A 22,653-nucleotide genomic window follows, 5' to 3' on the forward strand; every position below is an offset into this window, starting at 1 on the left:
TGGGAAGCCTGATCCTACTCCAGCCAAGGGGGCGGCGATAGCGGGACGGTCGCGGCCACCAAGATGCCTCGATCAGCCTTGCCAGGAGGCGCGCACCACCGCCAGCAGCGTCTCCGCCTCCCCCGCCATCTCCACGACCTTGTTGCGGTCGGTCAGGCCGGCGACGATGGTGAGGCTGGATTTGGGGACGCGCCAGGTCTTGGACAGCAGCTTCAGCACGGCCTCGTTGGCCTTGCCGTCCTCGGGCACGGTGGTGACGGCCACCTTCAGCAGTTGGCGGCCCTCCGGCCCCTCCATGAGGCCCTGGATGGCGGTGCGGGAGGCGCGGGGGGTGACGCGCAGGTGCACGCGCACCCCGCCGGGGATCGCCTCGGCGGCTGGTTTGATCTCGGCCACCGCCTTAGCGGAACATCAAGGCGCTGAACATGTAGTTCTGGATCAGCCGTTCCAGCGCCCAGATGATCAGCATCAGCACGATGAAGGAAATGTCGACCCCGCCCAGGTTCGGCACGACATTGCGGATAGGGCGCAGCAGCGGTTCCGTCAGGCGGTAGGTGACGTCCATCAGGGTGGCGACGAAGCGGTTGCGGATGTTGATCACCCCGAACATCACCAGCCAGCTCAGGATGGCGCTGACCATCAGCACCCACCAAGCCAGGTTCAGCACCACGAGCAGCAATTCCAGGATGGTGCGGATCAAAGGATCCATGGCGGTTCCGTCCCCAATGGTTTCAATGGCATGGCCGCCACCCTACGGGCGGGCCGCCCCCTTGTCCAGCGTAGGCCCGCACTGGCCGCACCGCCGGGGAGCCAAGCGGACCCAGGGCGCGCATCTAGGCAGGGACCTGGAATGGGCAGTGCTTCACCGCAGGACGGATATTCCGCCCGGCCGGCAGAATGGCCGCTTGACAGGCGGGGTCGCCCTGAGCATTATCCCGCCCACTTCAGGCGCCCGGGACTATGCCCGCCGCCGGATTTGAGTGTGGGGCCGTAGCTCAGCTGGGAGAGCGACGCGTTCGCAATGCGTAGGTCGGGAGTTCGATCCTCCTCGGCTCCACCAAATCCCCTTACAAGACAGTCATGGCACGATGTGGGACGGACAGATTGGTGCCGGCCTTTTGGCATGTCCACGCCTCGGCGCCTGCCGCCCAAAAGAAACGGCGCGGAAGTGCCCCTTCCGCGCCGCTCTTTCATTCGCCTTCGGCTGAAGGATCAGAGGGCGAAGCTGTAATAGGCCACCAGGTTGTTGGCGCCGGGGTTGACCGTGCGGGTGCGCGGGGTGCCCGGGATGGTGACGGTCTTGCCCAGCTCGGCATTCGAGATGTGGCTGAGCGCGATGGAGAAGCGGTCGCCGTTGGTGAAGCGGTAGCCGGTCTCGATCTGGGTGCGGAACTCCAGGGGATAGCCCATGTCCTTGCCGTCGCCATGGGCGTAATAGCCGGCGGCGGCGCTGGGGGTGATGAAGAACGGCCCCCAGGTGAAGTCCGCCTGCAGGCCGCCATAGCCGTAGAAGCTGCCCTTGAAGGTTTCCATCACGCCCACCAGCGGCTTGATGGCGAACCAGTCGTCCACCTTCACCAGCGACCAGCCGAAACGGTATTCGGCGGTGACGAACTGGCTGCGGTCATGCGGGGTGTCGGCGTCCACCTGGAAGAAGGCGGGCGGGTCGATCCAGGACTGGTCATAAATGCCGATACCCAGGGCCAGCAGGTCGGGATCGCGATCAGCGGCCAGGGCCGGCGTCGCCATGCCGGCGGCGGCGGTCAACAGGGACGTGGCCAGCAGAGAGGTGGCGGCGCGCAAACCACGGCCGCGCGGAGCCTTGCGGGAGGTCTTCGTCATGATCCTGCTTGGGAAAGATGGAGGGATATTTCCGCCTTTATGCAGAGCAATCCGGCGCCAACTCAAGGGGAAACGGACAAAACGGTTCCCTGCGACCAAGCTCACCGCCGGGCTGGGCTGAGCCGCCGCTCCGCCAATTGCACGCCCCGGGTGATGAGGAAGCTCATACCCAGGTAGATCGCCCCGGCCAAGCAGAAGGCCTCGATGGGCTGATAGGTGCGCGAGGCGATGTCCTTGGCCACGCCCGTCAGGTCCATCAGGGTGATGGTGCTGGCCAGCGCGCTGCCCTGCAGCATCAGGATGATCTCATTGCCATAGGCGGGCAGCGCCAGACGGAAGGCTTGGGGCAGGACGATGCGCCGGAACAGCAGGCTGCCGTTCATGCCGCAGGCCTTGGCCGCCTCGATCTGGCCATGGGGCACGGCCTCGATACCGCCGCGCATGATCTCCGCCGTGTACGCGCCGGTGTTGAGGGTGAAGGCGATGATGGCGCACCAATAGGGCTCCCGCAGGAGGGGCCACAGCACGCTCTGGCGCACGGCGTCGAATTGGCCCAGACCGTAATAGATCAGGAAAATCTGAACCAGCAGCGGGGTGGAGCGGAAGACGTGGATGTAGCCGCGCGCCAGCCAGCGCAGGGGCGGCAGATGCGACAGCCGCATCACGGCGACAACGGTCGCCAGCACCAAGCCCACCAGCAACGACAGCGTCACCAGTTGAACGGTCAGGCTGGCCCCGGCCGCGAACCGCGGCAGGGCCGCCACCAGCGTGGACAACAGGGAGGCATTCATCGCGCGGCCCTCCGCACGCCCCGCCCGGCCCACAGCTCGGCCCGGGCGAACAGGCGGCCCGACAGGCCGGCCATGCCCAGGTACAGCACGCCGGCGGTGGTGAAGAACAGGAAGGGCTGGCGGGTGGCGCCCTGGGCCAGATAGGCCACGCGCATCAGCTCCACCAGGGCCACGACGGAAACCAGCGAGGTGTCCTTGAGCGTCAACTGCCAGACATTGCCCAGGCCCGGCAGGGCATAGCGCAGGACTTGGGGCAGCATCACCCGGCGAAAGGTCAGCCAGCGGTTCATGCCCAGGGCCTTCGCCGCCTCCACCTGGCCATGGGGCACGGCCAGGGCGCCGCCGCGCAGCACCTCAGCGGAATAGGCGCCGGACACCGTGCCCACCGCCAGGATGCCGACGGGCAGGGCCGACAGCTCCACCGGGCCATTGAAGCCCAGCAGGCTGACCACCCAGGTGGCGGCGCTGTTGCCGCCGAAGAACAGCAGATAGATGACCAGGAGGGAGGGCACGCCGCGCACGATGGTGGTGTAGACATCGGCCGCCACCCGTCCACCCCGGTGGCCGGACAGCTTCAACGCCGCCGCCGCCCCGCCCAGCAGCAGCCCCCATAGATAGGCCGACACCGCCACCAGCAGGGTCATCCCCATGCCCTGCAGCAGTTGCAAGCCCCAGCCCCGGCCACCAAAGCCCAGAAGGTCTATCATTACCGTGCCAATTCCTCAGACGCCGGCGGGCCATCCGGCCCTTGGCTTGTCCTCGATTTCCAGTCCACTACGTTCCCCGGAAATCTCCGGCGGCCCCGGTCGGGGCCTAGTCGCTACGCTTGTCTCTCATGCCTCAGACGCCGGGCGGGCCTGCTAGGGCCCTAGGCCGCGACCGCGGCCGCCGGAGCGAGCACCGCCCAGTCAACGTAAAGGGGGCGCAGCGAGGATAGCCAAGCGGCCGGATGGCCGCGCCCGGCGCTTGAGGGAAAACTCAATGCGCCGACGCGTCGAAGTGGAACCACTGCTCCGCCAGCTTCTTCATCGTGCCGTCTTCCTTGGCGGCGTTCATGGCGTTGTTCAGCGCGTCCAGCAAGCGGCCATCCCCCTTGCGCAGGGCGGCGGCGATGCCGGGGCCCAGCAGGCCGCCGGTGATTCCGGGGCCGAAGGTGGCGGCGTTCTGGCCATCCGCCCCCTCCAGGAAGGGCTGCCAGCCCGTCATGTCGGCCAGGCCGGCGTCGACGCGGCCGGTCGCCAGGTCCAGCGACAGGTTCTGCAGCGTGTCGTAACGACGGATGGTGATGGTGTCGCCCAGGTAGGTGTCCAGGAAGCTGGCATGGATGGTGGCGACCTGCACCCCCACCGTCTTGCCCTTCAACGCCGCCTTCAGCTTGTCGAGCGCCTGGGTCGAGGCCTCGTCCATGTTGGCCAGGTCCAGCCGTTGCAGGCCGAAGTCGATCTTGGTCAGCGGGCTGTCCTTGGGCGCCACGAAATAGGCGGGGGTCAGCACGTAGGGGACGGTGAAGTCCACGGCCTGGCGGCGCTCGTCCGTGGCCGACATGCCGGCCAGGATCACGTCATACTTGCCGGCCTGCAAGGCGGGGATGATTCCGTCCCAAGCCTGGGCGGAGATCTCGCACTTCACGCCCATGCGGCGGCACAGGTCGCGCGCCAGGTCGATGTCGAACCCCTTCAGGGTGCCGTCGGGCTCCGCCACGTTGAAGGGCGGGTAGGCGCCTTCCGTCGCCACACGCAGGGGATTGGGGACCCCCTGGTCGGTGATGGCGGGACCGCCCGCGTCGGACGGCGTGCGATGCGTCGCCAGGTAGGCGGCACCGGCGACCACCGCCACCGCGATCAGGCCCAAGACCAGCTTCTTCATGAAACCCCCTACGAAACCAAGGATGGGACGGTCCGCATCAACACCCCGTGTCCGATCGGCCGCCGCTCTTTGTTGTCCAGTATGCCTCAGGCGCCCCGGGCCAGGAATTGTCGGCAGCGTTCACTGCGGGGGTTGCCGAACACCTCATCGGGCGTCCCCTCCTCCTCCACCCGGCCCTGGTGCAGGAACAGCACGTGGGAGGAGACGTCACGGGCGAAGGCCATCTCATGGGTGACGATCAGCATGGTGGCGCCCTCATCCGCCAGTTGGCGGATGACGCGCAGCACCTCACCCACCAGCTCCGGGTCCAGCGCCGAGGTTGGTTCGTCGAACAGCATGACACGGGGCTGCATCGCCAGCATGCGCGCGATGGCGGCGCGCTGCTGCTGCCCGCCCGACAGCTGGCTGGGGTAATAGTCCTGGCGCTGGCCCAGGCCCACCTTGTCCAGCAGGGCCTTGGCGCGGTCCACCGCCTCACCCCTCGGCACGCCCAGGACATGCACCGGCGCCTCGATGACGTTTTCCAACACCGTCATATGGGTCCACAGGTTGAACCCCTGGAACACCATGCCCAGGCGCTGGCGGATGCGGTCCACCTGTTTGCGGTCGGCGGGAACGGCATGGCCCCGCCGGTCCCGGCCCATGCGGATCAGCTCGCCATTGACCCAGACCTGGCCCTCATCCGGCGTCTCCAGCAGGTTGATGCAACGCAGCAGCGTGCTCTTGCCCGAACCGGACGAGCCGATGAGGGAGATGACGTCGCCATCCCGCGCCGTCAGGGAAACGCCCTTCAGCACTTCCGTCTCGCCAAACCGCTTGTGCAGATCCCGCACCTGGATGGCAGTGTTGGCTTGGTCGGCCACGGCGACAGCCGGCGATTGCGTCATAGGACCCCGAAATTCGTCCGGACCCATCCGGACCTGAAAGCGCGACCGGCCGGCGCGGCGATGGGGGCCGCGCGCCAGCCGGTGACCGTGAATGACCGAGGGACGTTTCCGCAAGGAAACCCCGAAGCCGGCAAAACTACCGTGCGCCGCCCGGGACGGAAAGAGGTTTCCTGTCACAGCCGGGGGGCCGTCCATCCTACCCCCATGCCGATGCAGCCCCGGCCTGAAACGTGGTACTGTGACACCCCTTGTCACGCCCAGCCCCGGGGCGGGGCTCCGTTCGCCATCTGGAGTCGTCCAGCGCCCATGAGCACAGGCATTCAGCCCGCGGCCAACCGCAGCACGCACTTCCTGTTCGAGCACAAGCTTTTCACCGTCGATGGCTGCCGCTTCATCCTGTCCAAGACGAACGATGAGCCGGTGATGTGCATGAAGCTGGGCAAGCTGGACGTCGAGGTGCCCATCGAGAAGCTGTACAACGAGTTCGACATCCAGCCGAAGTCCTTCGACGGACAGTTGCTGACCATGGCGGCCAAGGGCCTGCGCTATGTGCGCGAAATCCGCCCCGGCGACACCATCCCGAATGAGTTGATCGACGGTTCTGCCAGCTGGCGGGTGGACGACCGCCATTACAACGTGGCGCGCGGCCGCCTGACGGTGCAGCTGGTGACCTGGCTGACGGGCGGCGAAACCGTCGTTTCCAGCCCGGAGCAACTGGAACAGGTGGTGGAGGATCCCAACACCAAGGCCCGCGTGCACGAAGCCTTCCGGATGATGGCCAACCGGCTGTCGCTGGCGGGCGATCCGGAGGAGGAGATCGGCCTGCACATCGACATGCTGGCCAAGGAACTATCCTACATCGAGGCGCTGCGCGAACGGGCCCAGGCCCTGCACCTCGTCCGCCAGGGGCTGGAAACCGCCCACCGCATCTACAAGGCGGAGCGGCTGGTGAAGGAGGAGATCGTGCGGATGCAGACCCTGTCGCTGCCGCCCATCACCGACCTGGAATCCCGATTCGCCCAGGTCGACGCCCAGACCGGCGAAATCCTGGCCATGCTGAGGAAGTTCGACCAGAACATCAGCTATATCCGGGAAATGCGCGACGACCTGCACCAGTCCCTGCTGCCCTGGGATGAGGTGCTGGACGGATGGCTGAACGTGACGGTGGAAAAAAGCCCCGCCCTGGAAGCCTTGCTGAAGCGCACCTACCACTTCCTGGCCAAGCGCTACAGCCAAGCCACGCAATGGCGCCTGGCGACGCGGCCCGCGCCGAAATGAATTTCGGTTCTGTTCGTTTGCCTCAAGCGCCGGCAGGCCCGTCCGGGCCTTTGGCTTGTCCTCGCGTTTCAGTCCGCTACGCTCCCCGAAACGCTCCGGCGGCCCCAGTCGGGGCCTAGAGTTGGCTGCGTAAAACCAGACGCAGCCAACTCTCGCTGAGTCTGTCCCGCGAGCAGATTCACGCCCAAAGGCGATTCCACCTTTGGGCGATCTTCTCTAGGCTGGCGTTGCCAGCCCGGTGCGCTCCTGGTTGGCCGGTTTAGGGTGCGCTTCAGCTGCCGCAGTTGCAGCTGTCGGAGCCGCAGGGGCCCGGCGCCTTGCCGGCCGCGACCTGGCGGCGGCGGAGGGCGCGCCGGAGGGTGGGACGCAGGACCCAAGCCAGCGCCGCCACCACGATTACCCCCACGATCGCTTGCTGAATCATGGTGTCCTCCTTACGCCCAGCCCAGGCTGGCGGCGACGTGGTAGGTGGCCAGCGACGCCAGGTAGGCCAGCGTCAGCATGTAGACGAACATGATGACCGGCCATTTCAGCGAGTTGGTTTCCCGCCGCACCACCGCCAGGGTGGAGGCGCACTGCGGCGCGAAGATGTACCAGGCCAGGAAGGACAGCGCCGTCGCCAGGGACCAGCTGTGGCCCAGCGTGTCCATCAGGGCGGTCACGTTCTCCTCCCCCCCGCCCACGGCGTAGACGGTGCCGAGGGCCGCCACCGCCACCTCGCGCGCGGCCATGCCGGGGATCAGCGCCACGGTCATCTGCCAGTTGAAGCCGATGGGGGCCACCAAGGGCTGCAGCCAATGGCCGATCATGCCGGCGATGCTGTAGTCGATGGCGGGTTCGGTCGCCCCCTCCGGCGCGCCGGGGAAGGAGCTGAGGAACCAGATCAGGATCATGATGCTGAGGATGGTGGTGCCGGCCCGCTGCAGGAAGGCCTTGGCCCGGGTCCACACGCTCATCACCACGTTCTTGGCGTCCGGCACCTTGTAGGCCGGCAACTCCATCAGGAAGGGCTCCACCGTGCCGCGCCACACCAGGCGCCGCATGACGAAGGCCACCAGCAAAGCGCTGAGGATGCCCGCGGCGTAGAGGCCGAACATCACCAGCCCCTGCAGCGCGAACACGCCCGCCACCGGCCGATCCGGCACGAAGGCGGAGATGATCAGGGTGTAGACGGGGATGCGGGCGGAACAGGTCATCAGCGGCGCCACCATGATGGTGGCCAGCCGGTCGCGCCGGTTATCGATGACGCGCGTGGCCATGATGCCGGGAATGGCGCAGGCGAAGCTGGACAGCAGGGGAATGAAGGCGCGGCCGTGCAGGCCCGCCCCGCCCATGATCTTGTCCATCAGGAAGGCCGCGCGCGGCATGTAGCCGAAGTCTTCCAGCAGGATGATGAAGGTGAACAGGATGACGATCTGCGGCAGGAAGACGACGATGCTGCCCACGCCGGCGATGATGCCGTCGGTGATCAGGCTGCGCAGGATGCCGTCCGGCATGGCGCCGTTGACCCAGGCGGCCAGGGCGTCGAAGCCGGCCTTGATGCCGTCCATGGCCGGCTGCGCCCAGGTGAACACCGCCTGGAACATGAAGAACAGCACGGTCAGCAGGATCAGCAGCCCCGCCACCGGGTTCAGCAGCACAGCGTCCAGCCGGGTGGTCCAGGTGTCGGGTTTGGTCGGCGGACGCACCGCCAGCTTGATGATGCGGTCGGCCTCGCGGTGGGTGGCGCGCACCTCCTCCGCCGAGGGCTCGTGCCAGGTGTTCGCCCCCTGACTCACCCCCTGGGCGGCGGCCAGGGCCAGGTCGACGACCTGGGCGTCGATATGCTTCAGCAGGTCGACCGTGCCGGCCTTGCGCACCGCCACGGTGGGCACCACCGGCACGCCCAGTTCGGCCGCCAGACGGTCCACGTCGATCTCGATGCCGCGATGCTTGGCGATGTCGAACATGTTGAGGGCCAGCAGCAGCGGCCGGCCCACCTGCTTCAGTTCCAACACCAGGCGCAAGACCAGGCGCAGGTTGGTGGCGTCGGCCACGCAGACCAGCAGGTCGGGCTCCGCCTCGCCCTTGAAGCGGCCCAGCACGACGTCGCGCGTCACCTCCTCATCCGGGCTGCGGGCGCGTAAGGAATAGGTGCCGGGCAGGTCCAGCACCTGGACGCGCCGCCCCTCCGGCGTGGTGAAGCTGCCTTCCTTGCGCTCCACCGTCACGCCGGCGTAGTTGGCGACCTTCTGCCGGCTGCCGGTCAGGGCGTTGAACAGCGCGGTCTTGCCGCAATTGGGGTTGCCGACCAGCGCCATGCGCGGCGCGCCGGTTTGGAGAACGGGGGTGACGGCGTTCATGACCGGCGGTCTTCGGCGACGGCGTGCAGGGAGGCCGGCTGCCAACGGGTGACCAGGATGGCCTCGGCCTCGCGGCGGCGCAGGGCCACGCGCATGTCATCCACCTTCACCGCGATGGGGTCGCGGCCGAACAGGCCTTCGTGCAGGATTTCCACCCGCGCGCCCTCGACAAAGCCGATTTCCAGCAACCGGCGCTCCAGCTCATCGGGGTCCAGGCTGTCGTGCAGGGCGCCGTTCAGGCCGACGCGGACCACCCGCCCCACCTCGCCCTTGGCGGCGCGGCTCAGGGGCCGGGCGTCGGCGGGAACGGTCTCATGGTCGGGCCCGGCGGGAAGGTCGGCGGGGCGGGGGGAAATGTGCATTCGTCCATGCCTCAGGCCCGGTGAGGGGCCCTTGAAAGGGGCCGCCCCAGAATCGACCAAAGGATCGACCGGAGGATCGGCCGGGGCGTCCTGGAAATTAATAGTTATTCTCACGGCGGAGCACAAGGGACGTGGACGCGCGTCGGGGCGTCGCACAGGGCATGGTCATCACCGCCTGAGACAGGCGTCCAGGCCGTCGCGGGCGACCAGGGCGGCGCGCTGTTCCAGGATGCCGATGCGGCGGGCGACGTAGGGGCCGGGGTGGCGCGCGTTCCATTTGCGCGGGCTGGGCAGCACGGCGGCCAGCGCCGCCGCCTGGGACGGCGACAGGGCGGCGGCCGGCACGCCGAAATAAGCGCGGGACGCGGCCTCCGCCCCATAGAGGCCGTCGCCCCATTCCACGATGTTCAGATACATCTCCAGGATGCGGCGCTTGCCCCACACCAGCTCGATCAGCTCGGTAAAGCCGAACTCCACCCCCTTGCGCAGCCAGGTGCGGCCGGGCCAGAGGAAGGCGTTCTTGGCCGTCTGCTGGCTGATGGTGCTGGCGCCGCGCAGCTTATGGCCTTCCTCATCCTCGTCCATGGCGGCGTCCACCGCCTCCCAGTCCACGCCATGGTGGCTGCAGAAGCGGCTGTCCTCCGCCCCGATGACGGCGCGCTGCAGGGCCGGGGCGATGCGATCCAGGGGCACGGGCGTCCATCCCTGGGTAGGCACGCCCTGCATCCGGCGGATGAGCATCAGCGGCGTGCCCGGCGGATCGACCACGGCATAAAGGCAAACCCATCCCAGGCTGAGCACCACCGCCGCGAGCAGTCCCGCCTGCGCCCAGCGGAGGGCGCGGCGCAGCGAAGGGCGCCGGTCCCGCTGATGGCCGACGCCAGCCGTCATAACGCCCGCTTTCTCGTGGGAGGGTCCATCCATGGACTACACGCTGTTCTATTTTCCGGGAAATGCCAACCTGGCACCGGGGGGAATCCCCCCCTTGCTGCATGGCGGGGAAACGGCGTTCAAGACCGCCGCCATCCTGCCGCAGATGCTGGGGCGATGGTTTCGCACAGCCTGTCCGTGATCTGCCCGCATCGAGGCGCCCGTAGGGTTGTTGTTTCAGGCGATCTACGATATCGCGGTGATGTTGGGCCGTGAGCGCGCTAGCCGGGAAGCCAGCCCGTTGTCAAGAGACCCTTACCATTTCAAATATGCAGAAAATTCCCACCAGAAAAACCAAAATTACTGCATTAATATCTGGATTTACACATTTGATACATAAGGATCAACCCCAGAAAGCTGTAAACGTCTTTGCACAGCGAACAACACACGTGTCGCCTCGACGGTTCCAGCCATTGCCAGATTGGCTTCATCTTCAGATATCCCATCCTCCCTAATCTTTATTTGATGCGCACCCGCATCATACCTAATATAGAACTTTCCATCACTATTAATAATAGCGATCCCGCCATCGTCGTAAATTACTTTACGCATTATTTTCTCCTCAAAACAGCGGTTTCACGTTGTAGTTTCCGGGCGTCACGGGATCTATAACCGCTTCAGGCAGGTATTTTCCCGGAGTGCCTTTATCGAAAAAATAGTCCCCAGATATATGATCGAGTAGCGCCTGAATCCTATTTCGCCTTCACGTCGACGATCACGGCCGCGATCGCATCGGCAAACCGTTTCGCTTCCGCGTCGATCGTCGCGTGGCGGCGCGACATCTCCTCCAATTGGAGGGCAGATTGCTTGAGGCGCTCCTGATCCATGCCATCCTGCCCACTTCCTTTACAATTATTGAGCTAACCGGCTTTGGCTTTCCCTATCAGATAAAGGGGGCGATCTCGCTCGCTGGCGGCAGAGCTGGCCAGGAGTACGCCTTAATCCATTCCGTGGATCCGCTCAAAATGTCCTGCGCCGCTTTTCGCAGATGGTTCGCCAGGCTCCGGGTCTGAAGTTCAATAAACTCCGCATAGCTGTGTGTCGGTGGTTGATTTTTCGCCAAATCGAGTTTATTTCGGCGTTTATCCACCAGGAATCGAAATATATTGTATCCTTTGATATATTTTTCTCTCTTGTCAAAATATACAAGACTAACACCGTCTCTATCCGCGATCACGTCTATTGCATATTCGCGCGACTTCAGCAAAACCTCTCTGTCACTGATGGCATAAATTGTTAATTTGTAAGCGGAAATTATATCACCCATCTCCAGCATCACAATATCCTCTAGTCTAAAATTCGAATTCATTTCACCATCATCCCATCTTGATAAACATAGCCGGCACGGCGCATCGTTAAATACTCACGACCAAACCCACTGAGCTCCATTTGCCCGGTGATGGGATTGGGGCGGGCCAGAACGCTAGCCCCGGTCCTTATATCCGTCACATCAAACGCCGGCTTCGTGACCATGAGGAAATTGTCGCCACGATCAATGGCGTTTTTGAGCCATGGTTCATTGTATTCGCTCCAGAACTGCTGGGGAGATTTATACAGCTCATCCGGAACGTTTAAGACGTTAAAATCATCCTTACGCGGACCAAGATCCGTGCTCTTCACGTTCCCAAGCTCGTCGACGATCGACTTCATATCGTTGGTGTAGGAGCCCAGAATCGTGGTCGTCTGCCCTGGCTTCGTCTGCAGCAACACGCCGGAGGTCGGCTTATAGGCGAGTGCCTTGACATCGGGCGGCTTCGGCAGCGGCTTTAGCGGCGGGGGCAGCACTTCCGTTTTAACCGGCTCCGCCACCTTCCTCGGCGGCAGCGGCGGGTCGGCCGGTGGGGGTGGCGGTTCCTCGACCACCGGGCGCTTGCCGCCCGACGCCGGCTTGACCTTGGCAATCAAGGCGATGAGGGCGTTGATGGTCAGGATGGTGAGGCCGGCGGCGGTGCGCTTGGCGGCTTCGTCCAAATCGTGCGGGGTCTTGGCGGTGGTGGCCAGGACGACGCCGTGGCCAAGATCGTTCAAACCCTCGAACACCGACCAGCCCACCATGGCGTAGCCCACGAGCAGCAGGACACCGTCGATGGCCTCGCCATAGCCCGCCAGGTGTCCGCCAGCCCAAACCACCAGGAAGCCGGCCAGCCAGTACAGCGTCTCACGCGTGAACAGGCTTTTGGCCGCCTGCTGCATCTCGCGCGGCAGCAGGGGCACGCAGCGGCGCAGCGTGGCGACGACGCGGTCGGTCACCGACCATTGCGCGGGCTGGCCCGGCGGGTCCTCGTCCCCCGGGTCGTGCCGGGGCGGGTCCACGGGCGGCGGCAAAAGCGGGGCCGCCGCATGGGGGATGAGGAAGGCGCTGAGCGTGCCCGCCGCCAAGTCATGCAAGGTGCGATCGACGAGCGCGGCGTCGCTGACGCGAAAGTCCACGCCCTCCACCAACCGGCGCAGGCGCAGGCGGCCGACCTCATCCAGGCTTCGCAGATAGCGGATCAGCCGCAGGTCCTGCCACACCGGGCCCAGCGTGGTGCTGACAAGGGAATAGCGCCGCATAAGGGCGGCACGCCGCGGGTGGGGCCGATCAGCAAGCGTCCATCGGGTATGTCGGCGTCGATCCAGTCCGCCATGGACCGGTCGCCCGCACCGAAGAAACGACTGTCCGGCACCATCCCCCTCCGCCGCCTCGCGCACCCGTCTGGTGCCCAGCGTTGAATTAGGGGGAACACCTGCGCGGCAAAGGGGCATATCCCAACAGGCCGGCCCCTGGCCGCCAAGCCAGGGGGCCGCTATCGCTTTCGTGCGGGACGACGCCTCAGGCCTCGGATTCAGGCGTAGTGGGGTATGCGATCCTTGGCCCGGCTGAACGCCGGATTGTCAGCGTCGGTCACCTGCCGCTTGAACCGGGCATAGGCTTCGGCCAGGGGGCGGTTTCGGCGCAACCCGCCCTCCATGAAGAACCAGTCGCCCGGTATGTCCGCCATGGGGGCCAACACGCGGCCCGCCTTGGCGTCGTCCAGGATGGGCCGCAGGTCCCGCAGCAGCGCCGCCGCCTCAGGGCTGGTGGCCACGCAGCGCCGCAACATTCCTTCCAGATCCCCAGCCAGGGCCTTAACCACACCTTGGTCCATGATTTCCTCCGATCCGGCCTCTGCAACGGGCCTTGATGTCAATCGCTCCGGGGTTGCCGCTCCGGGGTTGCCGCTCCGGGGCCGCTCAGGATGAGCAACCTGGTTTGGGCCTGGGATGGGGAACGGCGGCCGGTGGGATTGGTTCCGCCGAAAGACGGGCTACTCCGGTCGCGCCTGATGCCGGCAATCGCCGGGGCGGGGTGTACCGCTTTTGTTCATGAAATGCCGCGAATCGCCGTCTATACTCCGCTCGCCATGACCGAGCCTTCCCCTCCCTCGCCTGGCGGCAAGCCGCCGCCGCCCAGCCTGGTGTCCGCCCCGACCGGGCCCCGCCGCCTGCTGGTGCCCGACGCCCCGGCCCTGGTGCCGGGCGCCCGCCAGGCCGTTTGGCTGAGCCCTGACGGCGAGGTGGAGGTGATCGACAAGGGGGAGGCGGTGCGCCGCGCCCTGGCCAAGCCGCACCTGCTGTGCCATGCCCGCGCCACCGCCCGGCGCCTGGGCACCGACAAGTTGATCCAGGGCTATGATCTGTTGGAGCTGTACGCCTTCGTGCGGCCGGCCACCTTCTGCCTACCCACGCCGCGCGGTTTGGCCCAGGCCCTGGGCCTGCCCCAACCGGCGGACGCGGAGGGCGAGGCCCTGACCCTGGCGCGCGCCGCGGAGGCGCTGCTGCGCGAGCTGATGGGTCCGGTCGACGACCAGCGCTCCGACCCCATCGGGCTGGCCTGGGCCATGGGCGGGGAGGGCCAAGAGGGCGGTGGCCAAGTGGGCACCTGGCTGTGGTCGCCCCTGGTGCTGGCGGCCCTGGGGGCGCCGGCGGGCCCGGAAAAGTCACGCTGGCGGGGCGGCGCCATCCGCGCCTATCAGGTGTGGGCGGGCATGAAGGAATGGCAGGCGGAGGCGCCGGAGCCGCCGCCCGGCCATCTGCCGGTGGAGCCGGCCGAGGCCCGCCGCCGCCTGGCCGACCTGGTGATGAACGGTCAGCAGGCGGAGCCCCGGCCACAGCAGTCGGACTATGCCAGCGCCGTCTCCACCGCCTTCACCCCCCGCGATATGGAGGGGGAGCCCAATATGGTGCTGGCGGAGGCGGGCACGGGCGTGGGCAAGACCCTGGGCTACCTGGCGCCGGCCACGGTGTGGGCGGAGAAGAACAAGGGCCCCGTCTGGATTTCCACCTATACCCGCCAGTTGCAGCACCAGATCGACAAGGAGATGGACCGCCTGCACCGCGACCCGGCCACCAAGGCGCGCAAGGTCGTGATCCGCAAGGGGCGGGAGAATTACCTGTGCCTGCTGAACCTGGAGGAAGCGGCCGGCGTCGCCACCGCCAATCCGCAGTACGCGGTGGCCATCGGCCTGATGGCGCGCTGGGCCGCCGCCACCCGCGACGGCGACATGCAGGGCGGCGACTTCCCCGGCTGGCTGGTGGATCTGCTGGGCAAGGGCCGCACCCTGGCGCTGGCCGACCGGCGGGGCGAATGCGTCTACAGCGCCTGCAGCCACTACACCAAATGCTTCATCGAGAAGAGCGTGCGCCGGGCGCGGCGGGCCGACATCGTCATCGCCAACCACGCCCTGGTCATGATCCAGGCGGCGCTGGGCGGCGGGGACGACGCCTACATCCCCACCCGCTATGTCTTCGATGAGGGCCACCACGTCTTCGACGCCGCCGACAACGCCTTCGCCGGCCACCTGACGGGGTTCGAGACGGCGGAGCTGCGCCGCTGGCTGCTGGGCGCCGAAAGCGGCGGGCGCAGCCGGGCGCGAGGCCTGCGCCGCCGGGTGGAGGATCTGATCGGCGGCGACGACCACGCCAACCGCCTGCTGGATGAGATCGCCCGCGCCGCCCGCACCCTGCCGGGCGAAGCCTGGCCGCAGCGCGTGGGCGGAGGGGAGCCCGTGGGCCCGACGGAGGCCTTCCTGGCCCAGGTGCGCGCCCAGGTCTATGCCCGCGCCCACGGCCCGGACAACCCCTACAGCCTGGAGGTGGAGGTCCAGCCCCTGGTGGACGGCGTGCTGGAGGCGGCACAGGCGCTGTCCGCCGCCTTGGGCGAGCTGTCCGCCCCGCTGGAAGCGCTGGCCGACCGGCTGCGTGAGCGGCTGGACGACGAGTCGGATGAGCTGGAGAGCGACACCCGCCGCCGCATCGACGCCATCGCCCGCAGCCTGAAGCGCAGGTCGGCCAACGAGATCGGCGGCTGGCGCCAGATGCTCGCCGCCCTGGCCGAGGAGACACCCAACCGCTACGTCGACTGGTTCGGGGTGGAGCGGCAGGACGGACGCGACCTGGACGTGGGCATGTACCGCCACTGGGTGGACCCCACCTGGCCCCTGGCCCAGATCCTGGGCGCGCAGGCCCACGGCCTGGTCATGACCTCCGCCACCCTGACGGACGGCACGGGCGATGTGGAGGCGGACTGGCAGGCGGCCCAAGTGCGCACCGGCGCCGTCCACCTGCCCCGTCCCGCCCTGCGCGCCCAGGTGCCCTCGCCCTTCGACTACGCCAACCAGACGCGGGTGCTGATCGTCAACGACGTGCGCAAGGACGATCTGGCCCAGGTGGCCGCCGCCTATCGCGAGCTGTTCCTGGCGTCCGGCGGGGGCGCCATCGGCCTGTTCACGGCGGTGCAGCGTCTGCGCGCCGTGCATGAGCGCATCGGCGCGCCGCTGGAAGCCGCCGGCCTGCCGCTGCTGTCCCAGCATCTGGACGGGCTGGACGTGGCCACGCTGGTGGACATCTTTCGGGGTGAGGACAACGCCTGCCTGCTGGGCACCGACGCGGTGCGCGACGGCGTGGACGTGCCCGGCCGGTCCCTGCGCCTGATCGTCTTCGACCGCGTGCCGTGGCCCCGGCCCGACATCCTGCACAAGGCACGGCGCGATTATTTCGACCGCACCGCCCGCCGGCGGCATTACGACGACATGATCACCCGGCTGCGGCTGCGCCAGGCCTTCGGCCGGCTGGTGCGGCGGGCCGACGATACGGGCGTGTTCGTCCTGCTGGACCCGATGATGCCCAGCCGCCTGAAAGGCGCCTTCCCCGGCGGGGTGGAACCGCAGCGCGTGGGCCTGGCGGAGGCGGTGCGCATCACGCGCGACTTCTTGCATGTGCCGGGGCAGGTGCCCGAGATCGCCCTGCCGCCGCTATCGCTGCCGACCGCGCCCAAACCGGCGTCGCCGCACGACGACCCGTGGGGCGACGAGCCTTTCCACCTGCACGGCTTCGACTTGGACTGAATCCAGGCTGATCGCTTGGCGTCAGGCCGACTTGAGCATCCCGGTCGGCGTCAGGCCGACTTGAGCATGGACGTGTAGATGGCCCAGGCGGTGGCGACGCTGACGCCGCCAGCGCGGGCGCCGGCCGCGAGCATTTCGGTGGTGGGCTTCAGGGGGGCTTGGGTGTGGGTGGTGGGGGCGCCCGCCAAAGAGGCGCCCAGCGTCAGAAAGCCGGCGCTCAGGGTTTCATCACGATGCGGCGCGTCCAGCAGGCTCATGGTTCCGTTCCCCTCTATTGCGTGTGTCCCCACTACACGCAAGAGCGGTGCCACGACGATCCAAGGTTGAGCGCGACAGTGGTGGCGGCGCTTTCCATAGGCATCCGGCGGCTTTCCGTTTGCGTCGCGCCGGCCGTCACAAAATTTCCCCCTCGCGGCATTATCATTTTGCGACGATGCCTGCGCCGTTCTTCTCAATTTGCGACTCACGCATTTTCCCAACCTGCTACCGGCCGTATGGCGATCAAGCCCGGTCCGTCGGCGAGCAGATTAAGGCCCAAAGGTGATTCCACATTGGGGCGATCTGCTCTAGGGTCGGCGCCAAGATGGGGACGACAGCATGAATGATGTGATTTTCCATATGTGCCGCGCGGACGAATGGCTGGCGGCCCTGGCCATTGGTGTCTATGCCGGGTCCTCGCAGGATCAGGCCGATGGTTTCATCCATTTCTCCACCGCCGCCCAGATCGTGGAGAGCGCCGCCAAGCATCGCGCCGGCCAGACCGGCCTGCTGATCCTGACGGTGGACCCGGCCCCCCTGGGTGACGCGTTGAAGTATGAGCCCTCACGCGGGGGGCAGCTGTTCCCCCACCTGTATGGCGGCCTGCCGGTGAGCGCGGTGCTGCGGGCCGACCCCCTGCCCCTGGGCGAGGATGGGCGCCATGTCTTCCCGGATCATGTCCTGATCGGTGAGACGGGGGGGAGGCCCTGATGAGCCTGGCCTACCGCCTTGCCCGCCCGCTGCTGTTCGCCCTGGATGCCGAGCGGGCGCATGACCTGACCATCAACCTGCTGAAGGTCGGCGCCGTACCGCCCGGGCTGGTCGGCGCCGGCGGCGCGGACGACCCGGCCCTGGCGCAGACGGTCTTTGGCCTGAACTTTCCCAATCCCGTGGGCCTGGGCGCCGGTTTCGACAAGAACGCGCGGGTGCCGGACGCCATGCTGGCCCTGGGCTTCGGCCTGGTGGAGGCCGGCACCGTGACGCCCCGGCCACAGCCGGGCAACCCCAAGCCCCGCCTGTTCCGCGCCGTGGAGGTCGAGGGAGTCATCAACCGCTTCGGCTTCAACAATGAGGGGCTGGAAACTTTCGCCCGGCGGCTGGAGGACAGGCGCGGCCTGGGCCGCACCGGCATCCTGGGGGCCAATGTCGGCAAGAACAAGGACACGGCGGATTCGGCCAGCGACTATGCCATCGGCATCCGCCGCCTGGCGCCGCTGGCCGATTACCTGGTGGTCAACGTCTCCTCCCCCAACACGCCCGGATTGCGCTCGCTGCAGGGGCGGCAGGCGCTGACCGACCTGCTGGCCGCCTGTCTGGAGGCGCGAGGGGCCCACCGCACGCCCCTGCTGCTGAAGGTGGCGCCGGACCTGACGGCGGATGACAAGCTGGACGTGGCCGAGGTGGCGCTGGCCAGCGGCATCGACGGCCTGATCGTGTCCAACACCACGCTGGATCGGCCGGACAGCCTGAGCCCGGCGCACCGGGCGGAGGCGGGGGGCCTGAGCGGCCAGCCCCTGTTCGACAAGTCGACGGCCGTGTTGCGCGACTTCTACCGCCTGACGGGAGGCAAGCTGCCCCTGGTGGGCGTGGGCGGCGTGGGCTCCGGCGCGCAGGCCTATGCCAAGATCCGCGCCGGCGCCAGCCTGGTGCAGGTCTATTCCGCCCTGATCTACCAGGGTCCGGGCCTGGTGACCGCCATCAAGCGCGACCTGGCCGCCCTGCTACGCCGCGACGGCTTCACCAGCATCAACCAAGCCGTGGGGGCGGATCACACACCGGCACCGGCGGCCTGACGGCAAGGACCGGAAGCGCCGGGCGGATTAGGGAGGGGACATGTCGGTCATCAGCACGGAATTCGAATTCACCCTGCCCATCGGCTATCGCGACGGCGACGGCACGCTGCACCGGAACGGCGTCATGCGCCTAGCCACCGCCGGGGACGAGATCCTGCCGCTGAAGGACCACCGGGTGCAGGCCAATCCCAGCTATCTCACCATCATCGTCCTGTCACGGGTGGTGGTGCGCCTGGGCACGCTGGACATGATCAACACCAGGGTGATCGAAGACCTGTTCGCCGCGGACTTCGCATATCTGCAGAAGGTCTACAACGAAATCAACCAAGTGGGGGGCGGCGACGGGCCGGACAGCCGGCTTCCGGGTAAACCGGGGACGGCGCGATGACGGTGCTGCGCCATATCATCTTCGCCGCCTGCTATGTCGCCGTCGCGGTGGCCGTCGCCCTGGCCCTGCCCCTGGCCGGCGTGGGGGTGGACCGGTCCTACGGCCTGCTGCTGGGCCTGGTGGTTTTCGTCTTCGGCGGCCTGCTGCATGAGTTCTACGCCCGCATGGAGCAGGCCGAGCGGTTGGAGGACCGGCTGGACCGCCTGCTGGACCGGCAGCGCGACGTGCTGGCGGCCCTGGACCGGCTGGTGCGTCCCAGCGCCGAGGCCGGCGGCGCCGTGGCCGCCGTGGTCAGCGACGCCCGCATGCTGCGCACCCTGGCCGACCAGATGCCGGCGGGCGGAACCGTCCCGCCGCAGGCGCCGGTGCCCGCCAATCCGGCAATAAGCCCGGCCCCTGCCCCGGCGGCCCCGCGCGGGGCTTCCACGCCCACTCTGGCCCCGCCCACCCTGGGCTCAGCCTACGGTCCCCTGCCGGGACAGGAACCGGCGGAGGACGACAGCGCCGTGATGAACGGCATCCGCGAGGCGTTGCGGTCGGACCGCGTGGACATCTTCCTGCAGCCCATCGTCAGCCTGCCGCAGCGCAAGCACCGCTTTTACGAGGTCTTCTCCCGCATCCGGCTGGAGGACGGCAGTTACCTGACGCCGGACCGTTACCTGGGTGTGGCCGCGCGTCACAAGCTGATGGCGCCCATCGACAACCTGCTGCTGTTCCGTTGCGTCCAGTTGCTGCGCGAGACGGAGAAGCGCCACCAGAACGTGGGCTTCTTCTGTAACATCTCCGCCGCCACGCTGAACGACGGCACCTTCATGCAGGAGTTCGTGCAGTTCATGGGGCAGCACCCCAACCTGGTGCAGAAGATCATCTTCGAACTCAGCCAGGCCGACCTGATGCAGGGCAACGTCTTCGCCACCGGCTTCCTGGACGGGCTGCGCAGCCTGGGATTCCGCTTTTCCATGGACCAGGTCGACCGCTTCGACGTCGATTGGGACCAGCTGGCGGCGCACGAGATCCGCTTCGTCAAGCTGGATGCCGCCCGCCTGCTGGACCCGGACGGCCGCTTCGCCAACCCCGACAAGGTGACCCTGCTGAAACGCCAGCTGGACCGGAACAACATCGACCTGATCGTGGAAAAGATCGAAACCGACCAGCAGTTGCTGGACCTTTTGGATCTGTTCATCGATTTCGGCCAGGGCTACCTGTTCGGCGAGCCGCGCATGGCCCGCCGCCTGCCATCCTGAGATTATAGAGTCCTATGACCGCCATTCCCCTGCACACCGGCCTGTCACACCTGGCGGACCGTTACGACGGTTTCATCCTGGATTTGTGGGGGGTGGTGCATGACGGCATCGCGCCCTATCCGGGGGTGCCGGAGTGCCTGAAGACCCTGCGCGCCCGGGGCAAGCGCGTCTGCCTGCTGTCCAACGCGCCCCGCCGGGTGGACGCCGCCGCCGATCGGCTGACCGAGATGGGCCTGACGCCGGACCATTACGATGCGCTGCTGACCTCGGGCGAGGCCACGCACGACGCCTTGCGCGACCCGCCGGACGCCTGGCACGCCGCCCTGGGGCCGACGCTGCTGCACATCGGCCCCGACCGGGACGCCGGCGTCTATCTGGACCTGCCCGGCCGTATCAAGGTCGACCGGCCGGAGGACGCGGATTTCGTCCTGAACACCGGCATCGTCGATTTCAGCGAGTCGCTGACGGATTACGAGCCCATCCTGGCGGCCTGCGCCGCCCTGAAGCTGCCCATGGTCTGCGCCAACCCGGACCTGGTGGTGCATGTCGGGCCACAACTGGTGATCTGCGCCGGGGAGCTGGCGCGGCGGTATGAGGAACTGGGCGGCGACGTGCGCCAGCACGGCAAGCCCTATCCCGGGGTCTACGCCCGCTGCTTCGACCTGTTGGGTGATATTCCACGCCAGCGCATCCTGGCGGTGGGGGACAGCCTGCGCACCGACATGGCCGGCGCCAACGCCGCCGGTATCGACGGCCTGCTGATCACCGGCGGCATCCACCGCGAGGAACTGGGCGTCGCCGACCCGCTGGCCGACCTGCCCGACCTGGACCGGCTGGCGGAGATCGCCGCCCGGGCGGGCCTCACCATCAGCGGCGCCATGAACCGTCTGGGCTGGTGACCGCCCCCGCTGGCATGCTCCTCCCGGCGTGTCCCCCTTGGTTCACCACCTCTGGCGGGCGTGTAACAGCCGGGTTAAAAGTGTAACGCTTAGGCAAACGTTGCGGACAGGGTGGGACCAAGTGGCCAATAGTCGGGGGAGTTCTACGATGTCGCGCAGGGTGCGTCCCATGGAAACCAGTGCCCTCCCCTCCCGTCCGCGCCTGACGCCGGGCATTCCTGCCGGTGGCGTCATCGCCGCCCTGGTGGCCGTCGGCTCGCTGGGCTTCATGCTGTTCGGCAGCCACAGCCCGTCCCACTCGGTCAAGATCGTGAAGATGGATGGCGGCATTCCGCCCATTCCGCCAATCCCACCCATCCCGCCCATATCCCCCGCGTCCCCGGCACCGGCGGCCGCCCCCATCAGCCGGGCCGACGCCGACCAGATCCGCCGCGACGTGGAAGAGGCGATGAAGGGCCTGGACGTCGAGTCCATCAAGCAGCAGGCCAAGGCCGCGGCGATGGCCGCGCGGGCCGCCGCCCGGGATGCCCGCGCCTTGAGCGAAAGCAGCCAGGAGTTTCCGGCGCAGCAGGTGGTGAACCTGTCCAACTTGGCCGGCAACACCATCATCCACCCGTCCAGCAGCGCCACCACCATCGCCATTTCGGCCAGCGGCGGGGCCGTGCGCGCTGCAGCGGAGGATGGCGCCCTGCAGGTGTCGGGCAGCGGCCGGTCGACGGAGCTGACCATCACCGTTCCCGCCAAGACCAAGCTGGTGGCCGCCGGATTGTCCGGGGAGCTGTCCGTGGACGGCGACCTGGACGGTGACGTCGTGCTGGATGTGCGCAAGGCCCAGGTGACGCTGAAGAAGGTCAAGTCGCTGCAGGCCAACATCGTCGAAAGCGCCGACCTCAGCGTCGACGATGTGGCGGAATCGCTGAAATTCATTATCGCGGGCCGTGGTGACCTGCATGTGGGCCACGCCGCCGACGCGGAGATCCGGGTGATGGGCCAGGCCGACGTGTCGCTGGGCACGGTCGACAAGACCTTGCGCCTGGCCATCTACGGCAATGGCGATGTCTCCGCCGATCGCGTGGACGGCGTGATCGAGACGGTCATCAACGGCAAGGGCGATGTGCACATCAACGATGGCAACGCCAGCGCCCTGAAGGTCGCCGTCCTGGGCCAGGGCGATTTCACCTTCGACGGCACCGCCAAGGACCCCAACCTGTTCATGGGCGGCGGCGGCACCATCACGGTGGCCAAGCACACCGGCACGCCCCGTATCGGCAAGTCCGGCAATGGCGAGGTGGTGCTGGGCGGGGAGTGAGCCTGCCGGCGCCCTGCTCAGCCATTCCGACTATCCTGCCGCCCGCTTTTCCGCAGCCCGCTTTTTCCGCAGATTGCACGGGATCGTTGCCCGTGCCTA

26 protein-coding genes and 1 tRNA gene are annotated in these 22,653 nt (G+C 67.3%); 10 read left to right on the forward strand and 17 right to left on the reverse strand.

Annotation, left to right across the window (positions count from 1 at the left end; all coding sequences use genetic code 11):
* Positions 1 to 72: 72 nt before the first annotated feature.
* Together FBZ90_RS13895 and FBZ90_RS13900 are read right to left on the reverse strand one after the other, a co-directional pair.
* The gene (locus FBZ90_RS13895; protein WP_246130403.1) at positions 73 to 396 is read right to left on the reverse strand and encodes a DUF167 domain-containing protein; all 324 of its coding nucleotides are present in this window, start codon (positions 394 to 396) and stop codon (positions 73 to 75) included.
* 4 nt (positions 397 to 400) lie between these two features.
* Positions 401 to 709 carry a YggT family protein gene (locus FBZ90_RS13900; RefSeq protein WP_211102020.1) on the reverse strand — a complete coding sequence of 103 codons (309 nt, stop codon included), beginning with the start codon at positions 707 to 709 and terminating at the stop codon, positions 401 to 403.
* Positions 710 to 984: 275 nt separating this feature from the next.
* On the opposite strand from FBZ90_RS13900, the gene FBZ90_RS13905 reads away from it, so the two are divergent.
* Positions 985 to 1,060: transfer RNA gene (locus FBZ90_RS13905), tRNA-Ala, on the forward strand.
* Positions 1,061 to 1,212: 152 nt separating this feature from the next.
* Here the strand turns inward: FBZ90_RS13905 and FBZ90_RS13910 are convergent.
* From FBZ90_RS13910 to FBZ90_RS13930, 5 genes are all read right to left on the reverse strand, one after another.
* Positions 1,213 to 1,842, reverse strand: coding sequence for an acyloxyacyl hydrolase (locus FBZ90_RS13910; protein ID WP_145732982.1), 630 nt, complete (start codon positions 1,840 to 1,842; stop codon positions 1,213 to 1,215).
* Positions 1,843 to 1,943: 101 nt separating this feature from the next.
* Positions 1,944 to 2,633: an ABC transporter permease gene (locus FBZ90_RS13915; RefSeq protein WP_145732984.1), complete on the reverse strand. Its 690-nt coding sequence runs from the start codon at positions 2,631 to 2,633 to the stop codon at positions 1,944 to 1,946.
* Complete coding sequence (locus tag FBZ90_RS13920; protein ID WP_145732985.1) at positions 2,630 to 3,340, reverse strand: ABC transporter permease; 711 nt, start codon at positions 3,338 to 3,340, stop codon at positions 2,630 to 2,632. The genes FBZ90_RS13915 and FBZ90_RS13920 overlap by 4 nt, the downstream gene beginning before the upstream one ends.
* A 271-nt stretch (positions 3,341 to 3,611) precedes the next feature.
* Positions 3,612 to 4,499 (reverse strand): transporter substrate-binding domain-containing protein, encoded by an 888-nt coding sequence (locus FBZ90_RS13925; protein ID WP_145732986.1) that lies wholly within the window; start codon positions 4,497 to 4,499, stop codon positions 3,612 to 3,614.
* 86 nt (positions 4,500 to 4,585) lie between these two features.
* Positions 4,586 to 5,386, reverse strand: a complete 801-nt coding sequence (locus tag FBZ90_RS13930; RefSeq protein WP_145732987.1) for an ABC transporter ATP-binding protein — start codon at positions 5,384 to 5,386, stop codon at positions 4,586 to 4,588.
* A 306-nt stretch (positions 5,387 to 5,692) separates the two neighbouring features.
* Between FBZ90_RS13930 and FBZ90_RS13935 the strand changes: the two genes are divergently transcribed.
* Positions 5,693 to 6,664, forward strand: coding sequence for a hypothetical protein (locus tag FBZ90_RS13935; RefSeq protein ID WP_145732989.1), 972 nt, complete (start codon positions 5,693 to 5,695; stop codon positions 6,662 to 6,664).
* Between the two features lie 271 nt (positions 6,665 to 6,935).
* Here FBZ90_RS13935 and FBZ90_RS27830 read toward each other — a convergent pair whose 3' ends face one another.
* From FBZ90_RS27830 to mtgA, 4 genes are all read right to left on the reverse strand, one after another.
* A complete protein-coding gene (locus FBZ90_RS27830) occupies positions 6,936 to 7,088 on the reverse strand; it encodes a hypothetical protein (RefSeq protein ID WP_186455802.1) in 153 nt (50 codons plus the stop codon).
* Positions 7,089 to 7,098: 10 nt separating this feature from the next.
* Positions 7,099 to 9,006 (reverse strand): ferrous iron transport protein B, encoded by a 1,908-nt coding sequence (feoB, locus tag FBZ90_RS13940; protein ID WP_145732990.1) that lies wholly within the window; start codon positions 9,004 to 9,006, stop codon positions 7,099 to 7,101.
* Entirely contained in the window at positions 9,003 to 9,368 is a 366-nt protein-coding gene (locus FBZ90_RS13945; protein WP_145732992.1) for a FeoA family protein, read from the reverse strand. The genes feoB and FBZ90_RS13945 overlap by 4 nt, the downstream gene beginning before the upstream one ends.
* Positions 9,369 to 9,536: 168 nt before the next feature.
* Positions 9,537 to 10,259 (reverse strand): monofunctional biosynthetic peptidoglycan transglycosylase, encoded by a 723-nt coding sequence (mtgA, locus tag FBZ90_RS13950; RefSeq protein WP_145732994.1) that lies wholly within the window; start codon positions 10,257 to 10,259, stop codon positions 9,537 to 9,539.
* Positions 10,260 to 10,290: 31 nt separating this feature from the next.
* On the opposite strand from mtgA, the gene FBZ90_RS27835 reads away from it, so the two are divergent.
* Positions 10,291 to 10,440, forward strand: a complete 150-nt coding sequence (locus tag FBZ90_RS27835) for a hypothetical protein (protein ID WP_186455803.1) — start codon at positions 10,291 to 10,293, stop codon at positions 10,438 to 10,440.
* 179 nt (positions 10,441 to 10,619) lie between these two features.
* Here the strand turns inward: FBZ90_RS27835 and FBZ90_RS13955 are convergent, their stop codons facing one another.
* The 5 genes from FBZ90_RS13955 to FBZ90_RS13970 form a co-directional block, all read right to left on the reverse strand.
* Positions 10,620 to 10,850, reverse strand: coding sequence for a hypothetical protein (locus tag FBZ90_RS13955; RefSeq protein WP_145732996.1), 231 nt, complete (start codon positions 10,848 to 10,850; stop codon positions 10,620 to 10,622).
* Positions 10,851 to 10,990: 140 nt separating this feature from the next.
* The gene (locus tag FBZ90_RS28660) at positions 10,991 to 11,125 is read right to left on the reverse strand and encodes a hypothetical protein (RefSeq protein WP_276509096.1); all 135 of its coding nucleotides are present in this window, start codon (positions 11,123 to 11,125) and stop codon (positions 10,991 to 10,993) included.
* Between the two features lie 56 nt (positions 11,126 to 11,181).
* Positions 11,182 to 11,574, reverse strand: coding sequence for a hypothetical protein (locus FBZ90_RS13960; protein ID WP_145732998.1), 393 nt, complete (start codon positions 11,572 to 11,574; stop codon positions 11,182 to 11,184).
* Between the two features lie 29 nt (positions 11,575 to 11,603).
* Positions 11,604 to 12,851 carry a hypothetical protein gene (locus tag FBZ90_RS28115; protein ID WP_211102022.1) on the reverse strand — a complete coding sequence of 416 codons (1,248 nt, stop codon included), beginning with the start codon at positions 12,849 to 12,851 and terminating at the stop codon, positions 11,604 to 11,606.
* A 272-nt stretch (positions 12,852 to 13,123) separates the two neighbouring features.
* Entirely contained in the window at positions 13,124 to 13,426 is a 303-nt protein-coding gene (locus tag FBZ90_RS13970; protein ID WP_145733000.1) for a hypothetical protein, read from the reverse strand.
* A 222-nt stretch (positions 13,427 to 13,648) separates the two neighbouring features.
* On the opposite strand from FBZ90_RS13970, the gene FBZ90_RS13975 reads away from it, so the two are divergent.
* Entirely contained in the window at positions 13,649 to 16,663 is a 3,015-nt protein-coding gene (locus FBZ90_RS13975; RefSeq protein WP_246130404.1) for an ATP-dependent DNA helicase, read from the forward strand.
* A gap of 50 nt (positions 16,664 to 16,713) precedes the next feature.
* Here the strand turns inward: FBZ90_RS13975 and FBZ90_RS13980 are convergent, their stop codons facing one another.
* On the reverse strand, positions 16,714 to 16,920 hold the full coding sequence (locus tag FBZ90_RS13980; protein ID WP_145733001.1) for a hypothetical protein: 207 nt from the start codon (positions 16,918 to 16,920) through the stop codon (positions 16,714 to 16,716).
* A gap of 340 nt (positions 16,921 to 17,260) precedes the next feature.
* Between FBZ90_RS13980 and FBZ90_RS13985 the strand changes: the two genes are divergently transcribed.
* From FBZ90_RS13985 to FBZ90_RS14010, 6 genes are all read left to right on the forward strand, one after another.
* Entirely contained in the window at positions 17,261 to 17,632 is a 372-nt protein-coding gene (locus tag FBZ90_RS13985; RefSeq protein ID WP_145733002.1) for a DUF952 domain-containing protein, read from the forward strand.
* Positions 17,632 to 18,714, forward strand: a complete 1,083-nt coding sequence (locus FBZ90_RS13990) for a quinone-dependent dihydroorotate dehydrogenase (protein ID WP_145733003.1) — start codon at positions 17,632 to 17,634, stop codon at positions 18,712 to 18,714. The genes FBZ90_RS13985 and FBZ90_RS13990 overlap by 1 nt, the downstream gene beginning before the upstream one ends.
* Positions 18,715 to 18,754: 40 nt before the next feature.
* Entirely contained in the window at positions 18,755 to 19,102 is a 348-nt protein-coding gene (locus FBZ90_RS13995; protein ID WP_145733004.1) for a hypothetical protein, read from the forward strand.
* The gene (locus FBZ90_RS14000) at positions 19,099 to 20,346 is read left to right on the forward strand and encodes an EAL domain-containing protein (protein ID WP_145733006.1); all 1,248 of its coding nucleotides are present in this window, start codon (positions 19,099 to 19,101) and stop codon (positions 20,344 to 20,346) included. The genes FBZ90_RS13995 and FBZ90_RS14000 overlap by 4 nt, the downstream gene beginning before the upstream one ends.
* A gap of 14 nt (positions 20,347 to 20,360) precedes the next feature.
* Complete coding sequence (locus FBZ90_RS14005) at positions 20,361 to 21,245, forward strand: TIGR01459 family HAD-type hydrolase (protein WP_145733008.1); 885 nt, start codon at positions 20,361 to 20,363, stop codon at positions 21,243 to 21,245.
* Between the two features lie 169 nt (positions 21,246 to 21,414).
* Positions 21,415 to 22,554: a hypothetical protein gene (locus FBZ90_RS14010; RefSeq protein WP_145733009.1), complete on the forward strand. Its 1,140-nt coding sequence runs from the start codon at positions 21,415 to 21,417 to the stop codon at positions 22,552 to 22,554.
* Positions 22,555 to 22,653 lie beyond the last annotated feature (99 nt).

This window comes from Nitrospirillum pindoramense (assembly GCF_007827955.1).
GTDB lineage: Bacteria > Pseudomonadota > Alphaproteobacteria > Azospirillales > Azospirillaceae > Nitrospirillum > Nitrospirillum amazonense_B.